Source organism: Marinobacter pelagius (assembly GCF_003315345.1).
In the GTDB taxonomy this organism is placed as follows: Bacteria; Pseudomonadota; Gammaproteobacteria; order Pseudomonadales; family Oleiphilaceae; genus Marinobacter; species Marinobacter pelagius_A.
The window spans coordinates 92,606-99,883 of record NZ_QNRO01000015.1 but is presented as its reverse complement, the minus strand read 5'-3'; the positions used below and the strand labels follow the sequence as shown (position 1 = coordinate 99,883).

The following is a 7,278-nucleotide window of genomic DNA, read 5'->3' as shown; positions in this document are numbered from 1 at the left end:
CACACAAATAAAGGGAAAATAGTGTCTGAATCTTCGATTTTTTGCCGTTTAAACCCAAGATGGGCAAATATCAGCAGTTATTCAGACCTTCCTTAGATACGATAATAACAGGGTTTCAATGCAAGAATTTGATGCCATCCGTCCGTATTCGGACGAAGAAACCGGTCCGGCCATTCAGCGCCTGGTCAATGACCGGGAGTTTCTCGACATGGTCGGGCGTTTCAAGTCGCCGACACTGGAGCGCTGGGCGCCCGCGGTACTGCGGTTTTTCCTCCGCCGCTGGCTGATCAGCAATTTTGGTCATTTCACCCGCGTGGATGACTTACAGGCCAGGCTGTCCTCTTACGTGGGTGAGCTGGTCGAGGGTACCACCACCCGGGTCACCACCAGTGGCCTGGAGAATCTGGACAAGCACAGCGCCCATCTGTTCATTTCCAACCACCGGGACATCGTGTTCGATCCCATGGTGGTCAACTACCTGTTGTTCCAGAACGGTTTCTACACCACGCGCATTGCGATCGGTGACAACCTGCTACAGAACCGGGTGTTCGCGGAGATGATGCGGCTCAACAAGAGCTTTGTGGTGCGCAGGAACATGACCAGCCCGCGGGAAATGCGGGATGCATACATGACGCTTTCCGCGTTCATCAACCACAGTATCGACACCAATCACAGCATCTGGATTGCCCAGAGGGAAGGTCGCGCCAAGGATGGTCTGGACTACACCGATCCGGCCATCATCAAGATGTTCTACATGAGCCGGAAGAAGAGCGGTCTGAGCTTCGGTGAGGCCATGAACCGCCTGCACATCGTGCCGGTTTCCATTTCCTACGAGTATGACCCCTGCGACGTGGACAAGGCCAGGGAGCTGGAGACACGGGCGCGGACCGGCAGCTACACCAAGACCGAGGGAGAGGACAGCGAGCAGATCGTGAAGGGCCTTACCGGTTTCAAGGGCCACGTTCATGTGCACTTCGGCGCCCCCATCGCGGACGCCCCGGAAAACCCGAAGGAACTGGCGAGCCGCATCGATCGTGAGATGCACGCCAATTACCACCTGCATGCCTCGAACCTGGTAGCCTACCAGCAGCGTGGACTGCATCCGGACGCCCACGCCACCCCGGAAACGGTTACCGAATCCGTCGTGACCGCCGAAACCTGGTCACCGGCGGATATTGCCGCGGCCGAGGCGGAAATGGAGCGGCGTCTGGAAGCCTGTGACCCGGCCATTCGGCCCTATCTCTTGGATATGTACGCCAATCCGGTGGTCACAGCACTTCAGGCCAATTCCCGCTAGACCCAGAGCATCGCACCCATCTCCAGCAGGTGGGTCAGCGCCGGGTGATAGGGATACATGCGCAGCCGGAGCGTCTGCAGGCCGGGATAGGGCGGTGGAACCTGTATTGCAAACACGGTTTGACCGTCCTGTTCGCTTTCCATTTCAAGCAGGAAGCGATCGGTACCGGGTGCATCGTGGCTGCCGGTGCATTCCGGTGTGACGACGCATTCCACCCTGACATCTTCGGCCGTCAGACCATTGAGCACCGCTTCGACCCGTAACTCCACCGTTTCGTCATAGGCGCACCGGCATTCCACGCAGCCAACGACAGACAGGGAAACGCCCGGCCAGGCGTCACGCACTCTCGCTTTCCATTCCGCCAGTTCACGAGCTTTGCTGGCGTCATCCGCCAGTAACCTTCGACCCTGGGCGGAGGCGGGCTCGTAGTAGCGTTCCACATAGTCCATCACCATGCGCTGGCTGTTGAACCTGGGCGTGATGGTTTTCATGGAGGCCTTCGAACGGGCTACCCAGCCCTTGGAATAGCCCTGGGAGGCCCGGTCGTAGTAAAGCGGAACAATCTCGTACTCCAACAGGTCCAGGAGGTCCCGGGCTTCCTCCTCATTGCGGAATTCCGGATCCAGGCCGGTATCCCTGGGGGTAATGGCCCAGCCGTTGGTGCCGTCGTAACCCTCGCCCCACCAGCCATCGAGAACGCTGAGATTGAGGGCACCGTTCAGGGCAGCTTTTTCACCGGAGGTGCCGCTGGCTTCTTTCGGATACTCCGGGTTATTGAGCCAGACATCGACACCGGCGAGCAGGTAACGAGCCATGGCTTGGTCATAATCCTCCAGGAGAATGATATGGCCCATCAGGGAGGGACGCATGGAGAGGTCATGTATGACCTTGATCAGTTGCTGACCCGGTTTGTCCTTCGGGTGGGCCTTGCCGGCGAAGATCAATACCACCGGGTGCTCTGGGTTGGTCAGGAGGCGCTCGAGACGTTCCAGGTCCGAAAAGATCAGGGTGGCGCGTTTGTAGGTGGCAAACCGCCGCGCAAACCCGATCACCAGGGTGTCTTTTTCCGGAGATACCAGCTGCCGCGTCATCCGCTCCGTCACCGAGTGACCGGTACCGTTGCGTTCGTGCTGCCTCGCCAGTTGCTCCACCACGAATTCACCCATTTGCTGCTTCAGGGCCTTGTGCACACTCCAGTAGTGATAGTCGGGAATGTGGTCAACGAAATTCCAGAAATCGGGATTCCGCAGTTCGCTTTTCCAGGTTGGCGCCTGGATATCGAACAGGCTTGCCCATTCCGGGGCCAGGAACGTCGGCACGTGGACGCCGTTAGTGATATAGCCGAGCGGATTTTCGGAAGAGGGAACCTGTGGCCAGACATACCCTTCCATTTGCGATGCCACGCCACCGTGGATGCGGCTGACGCCGTTATGGAAACGGGAGCCCCGAAGCCCCAGGGTGGTCATGTTAAACCTGTCTCCGCCATCGCGGATACCAAGAGCAAAGACCTTTTCGAAATCCAGGCCGGATTCCTCCAGGTAGTGACCGAGGGCATGGTGGACCAGCTCCCGGGAGAAGATATCATGGCCCGCCGGAACCGGCGTGTGAGTGGTGAACAGCGTTGAGGCTGCAACGGCTTCCAATGCGGCGTCGAAATCCAGATCTTGCTGCATCAACTGACGACATCGTTCAAGGATCTGGAAGGCGGCATGCCCTTCGTTGATGTGCCAGGCAGTGGGTTTCAGGCCGAGGGCTTCCAGTACGCGGGCGCCGCCAATGCCCAGCAGCATTTCCTGGCTGATCCGGGTGGACTCGTCGCCGCCGTAGAGCTGGAGCGTGAGATTCTGGTCGTCCGGACTGTTTTCGGCGGTGTTACTGTCCAGAAGATAGAGACGGATATGTCCGACCCGGGCTTCCCAAACCCGCGCCGTGACCATCCGTCCGGGGAAGGGCACGGTAAGCTTCAGCGGCACTCCATCCACCTCCACCGGGGAGATCGGGAGTTCGTCGCTGGAATGGGTTTTGTAGCGGGCGATCTGATGGCCCTGGGCGTCGATAGTCTGGATGAAGTAGCCCTGCTGGTACAGCAGGCCCACGGCCACGAAGGGCAGGCCCAGGTCGCTCGCTGCCTTGCAGTGATCCCCAGCCAGAATCCCGAGACCGCCGGAGTAGATCGGAAAGCTTTCATGGAAACCGAACTCGGCACAGAAATAGGCCACCAGGTCCCGTTCGGGATCCAGTATTTCGGTCACTTCCGGCCCAGGCTCGGACTCGACATAGACATCGTAACTGCTCAGAACCTGACGGTATTCTGCCAGGAATGCCCGATCCTGCGCCGCGTCATCCAGACGTTCCTGGGCTACCCGGCGAAGGAACAGCTTTGGATTGTGCTCGACCCGCTGCCAGAGTACCGGATCAATGCGGGCGAACAGGTTCCTGACACCGTGGTCCCAGCTGTAGAACAGATCGTTGGCCAGCTCTTCCAGTCGTTCAAGACCTTCCGGAATCCTGGGGCGTGCTTCAAGCCGGAACTCTGTGGCCTTGTTCATGGTCGTCCTCCTGTAAAGGAACCTGCTGACTTGGGGTCAGTTTCGTTTTCATTGTTCGGTCAGAATCGATTGGTACAGGGCCAGATACTCTCGGGCCCGGTACTTCCAGGAATAATCCCCCGCCATTCCGTTGCGCTGCAGGTGTCGCCATTGCTTGCGATTGCTGTAGTACTCCAGCGCCCGGTCGATGGCATGCAGGAAGGCATCCTCGTTGGGACGCTCGAAGCAGAAGCCGGTGGCACGGCTGCCAGCGGCCTGGCCTGGATCGACAACAGTATCTTTAAGTCCGCCGACAGCATGCACAACCGGGATAGTGCCGTAGCGCAGACTGAACATCTGGTTGAGACCGCAGGGCTCGAAACGGGAGGGCATCAGGAACATGTCGGCCCCGGCCGTGATCCTGTGTGCCAGCGGCTCGTCATAACCCACGGTCAGGGAAACCTGCTCCGGATGATCCCGTGCGAGGGCCCGGAGGGGATCGGTATATCGCGGCTCGCCCGAGCCCAGAATGGCAAACTGGCAGCCCTTTTCAAGAAGGGGCGGAATGACAGCCAGCAGCCAGTCGATACCTTTCTGCTCTACCAGCCGTCCGATGGATCCGAACAGGGGCGCGCCGTTCACTTCCAGCCCGAGCTGTTGCTGTAGTCGGGCCTTGCACTGGCTCTTGTTGCTGAGACTGTCGGGGCCGTAGTGAAAGTCGAGGTACCGGTCATCCGACGGGTTCCAGATCCGGGTATCGATGCCGTTGAGGATTCCGGAGAGGCGATCGGAACGGTATCTCAGCAGGCCATCCAGGCCATACCCGAACTCCGGGGTCTGGATTTCGAGGGCATAGGTGGGACTGACCGTGGTGATCCTGTCGGCGTAAACCAGCCCGCCCTTGATGAAGGACAGCTGATCGTGGAATTCCAGCCGGTCGAAACGCCAGAGTGAATCCGGCAGCCCCATCGCCCGGAACGTCTCCTGGGAAAAAAGGCCCTGGTACGCCAGGTTATGGATGGTGAACACGGTGCCGGGCCGGTTGGGAAGATGATCCAGGAAAACCGGCACCAGGGCGGACTGCCAGTCGTTGCAGTGCACAATGTCCGGCGTCCAGCCAAGACCCAGCTGGCCGCTGGCCATCATGGCCGCGACCCGGCAGAACAGCTGATACCGATGGGCGTTGTCCCACCAGTCCTGTCCTTCCTCGTTCTGATAGGGATTACCCGGCCGGTCGAAAAGCGCGGGGCAGTCCACCAGCCAGAGGCTGACGGCGGTGCCGGGCAGTCGGGTGCGCCAGAGCGTGACATGGTACTGGCCAATGCTCAGCCTCGCCTTGCGCCGGCTGCCGGCGGTGCGTGCGGCCTCCAGGGCAGCCGGGTAGCCGGGCAGCATTATCTGGATATCACAATCCTGACGGCTCAGGGCCTCGGGCAGGCTGGCCGAGACGTCCGCAAGGCCACCGGTCTTGATGACCGGGTAGACTTCACTGGTAACAAAAAGAACCCGTTTCATGATTCCGGCCTGAGAACAACGGCTGCCAGGGGCGGCAGTGTGAGTTCGAGGGAGCAGGGGCGGTCCATCCAGGGCACCTCGCGGGCTTCAAGACCGTACGGGTTGCCGACGTTACTCCCGCCGTAGTATTCCGAGTCCGAATTCAGCACTTCCACCCAGCGCCCTCCGCTGGGAACGCCGATCCGGTACCCGTACCGGGGCACCGGGGTGAAGTTGATGACCACCACCGTGACCTCGTCCCCGGCGCGGCGCAGGTAGCTTATGATCGACTGGGGTGAATCGTGGCAGTCGATCCATTCGAAGCCGTCACCGTAGTAATCACGGGCGTACAGGGACGGTTCTCTCCGGTAAAGTCCGTTCAGGTCCTGCACCAGTTTCTGGAGACCGCGATGCTCGGGATACTGCAGGAGGTACCAGTCCAGCTCCCGGGATTCGCTCCATTCCCGGCGCTGTCCGAATTCTCCTCCCATGAACAGCAGTTTGGAGCCGGGGTAGGTGAACTGGAAGCTGAACAGCAGGCGCAGATTGGCCCGCTGCTGCCAGTCGTCACCGGGCATCTTGTTCAGCAGACTGGCCTTGCCGTGGACGACTTCATCATGGGAGAGCGGCAGCATGAAGTTTTCGGAGAACGCGTACAGCAAACCGAACGTGAGCTTGTCGTGGTGGTATTGGCGGTAGATGGGATCCTGCTGAAGGTATTCGAGGGAATCGTGCATCCAGCCCATATTCCATTTCAGATTGAATCCCAGCCCTCCGATTTCCGGCGGGCGAGTCACCCGAGGCCAGGAGGTGGATTCCTCGGCGATCACCAGTGTGCCCGGGAACCGGCTCTGGCAGGTCTGGTTCAGGCTTTTCAGGAAGTCGATGGCCTCGAGATTCTCATGGCCGCCATGGACGTTTGGGAGCCACTCGCCGGGATTGCGGGAGTAGTTGAGATAGAGCATGGAGGCTACCGCATCCACTCTCAGGCCGTCTATGTGGAAGGTGTCCAGCCAGTACAGGGCACTGCCGATGAGAAAATTGCGGACTTCGTGGCGACCGTAATTGTAGATCAGGGTGCCCCAGTCCTTGTGCTGCCCGCGGCGGGGGTCCTCATGCTCGTAGAGGGCGGTGCCATCGAATTTGGCCAGCGCGTGCGCATCTTCCGGGAAATGGCCGGGTACCCAGTCCAGGATCACCCCGAGATCATTGCGGTGGCACTGATCGATCAGGTAACGCAGATCGTCGGGGGTGCCGAAACGGCTGGTGGGGGCAAAGTAGCCCGTGGTCTGGTAGCCCCAGGATTCATCCAGGGGGTGTTCAGTAACCGGCAGCAATTCGATATGGGTGAAGCCTTGTTCCCGGACATAGGGAATCAGCTGGTCCGCCAGTTCCCGATAGGTCAGCCATCGTCCTGATCCGTGGTGTTGCCAGGAAGCGGCGTGCACCTCGTAAACGGAGACGGGCGATTTCTGCCAGGCCCACTTGCTGCGCCGGGCCAGCCAGTCGCCATCTCCCCAGCTGTAACTGCCGCGCTGGACCACCACGGCCGCGTTGGAGGGGCGAAGTTCGAAAAACTGGCCATACGGATCGGTCTTGAAGACTTGCTTGCCGGACCGGGTGGTAATGGCAAACTTGTACTGGCTACCGGCGCCGGCACCCGGAATGAACACGGACCAGACGCCGGAGGCCCCGTGCACGGCCATGGGGTGGTGTCCGGGAGCCCAGTCATTGAAGTCTCCGACAACGCTGACCGCAGTGGCATTGGGTGCCCAGACTGCGAACCGCACACCCTCGGTACCGTTCCGGGTCTGGATATGGGCTCCCAGCACGTTGTAGATGTGCCAGTGGCGGCCTTCGCCGAAAAGGTATAAATCAAATTCGCTCAGGGTCGGGCTTTCCATAGACCACGCATCTTCCTTACCGGGTTCCCGGGTATTGAACGCCCACTCGCGCGTT

4 protein-coding genes are annotated in these 7,278 nt (G+C 60.0%); 1 reads left to right on the top strand and 3 read right to left on the bottom strand.

Annotated elements, in window-relative coordinates; genetic code table 11:
• The first annotated feature begins 118 nt into the window (after positions 1-118).
• A complete protein-coding gene (locus tag DET50_RS13520; RefSeq protein WP_113863366.1) occupies positions 119-1,297 on the top strand; it encodes a 1-acyl-sn-glycerol-3-phosphate acyltransferase in 1,179 nt (392 codons plus the stop codon).
• Here DET50_RS13520 and glgP read toward each other — a convergent pair.
• Genes glgP through glgB form a run of 3 tightly spaced genes read right to left on the bottom strand, consistent with a single transcriptional unit; the run spans position 1,294 to position 7,223 of the window.
• Entirely contained in the window at positions 1,294-3,846 is a 2,553-nt protein-coding gene (gene glgP, locus DET50_RS13515) for an alpha-glucan family phosphorylase (RefSeq protein ID WP_113863365.1), read from the bottom strand. The two genes, DET50_RS13520 and glgP, sit on opposite strands and share 4 nt — an antisense overlap.
• 48 nt (positions 3,847-3,894) lie before the next feature.
• Positions 3,895-5,340 (bottom strand): glycogen synthase GlgA, encoded by a 1,446-nt coding sequence (glgA, locus tag DET50_RS13510; RefSeq protein WP_113863364.1) that lies wholly within the window; start codon positions 5,338-5,340, stop codon positions 3,895-3,897.
• Positions 5,337-7,223 carry a 1,4-alpha-glucan branching protein GlgB gene (glgB, locus tag DET50_RS13505; RefSeq protein WP_113863363.1) on the bottom strand — a complete coding sequence of 629 codons (1,887 nt, stop codon included), beginning with the start codon at positions 7,221-7,223 and terminating at the stop codon, positions 5,337-5,339. Before glgB ends, glgA begins: the two co-directional genes overlap by 4 nt.
• Positions 7,224-7,278 lie beyond the last annotated feature (55 nt).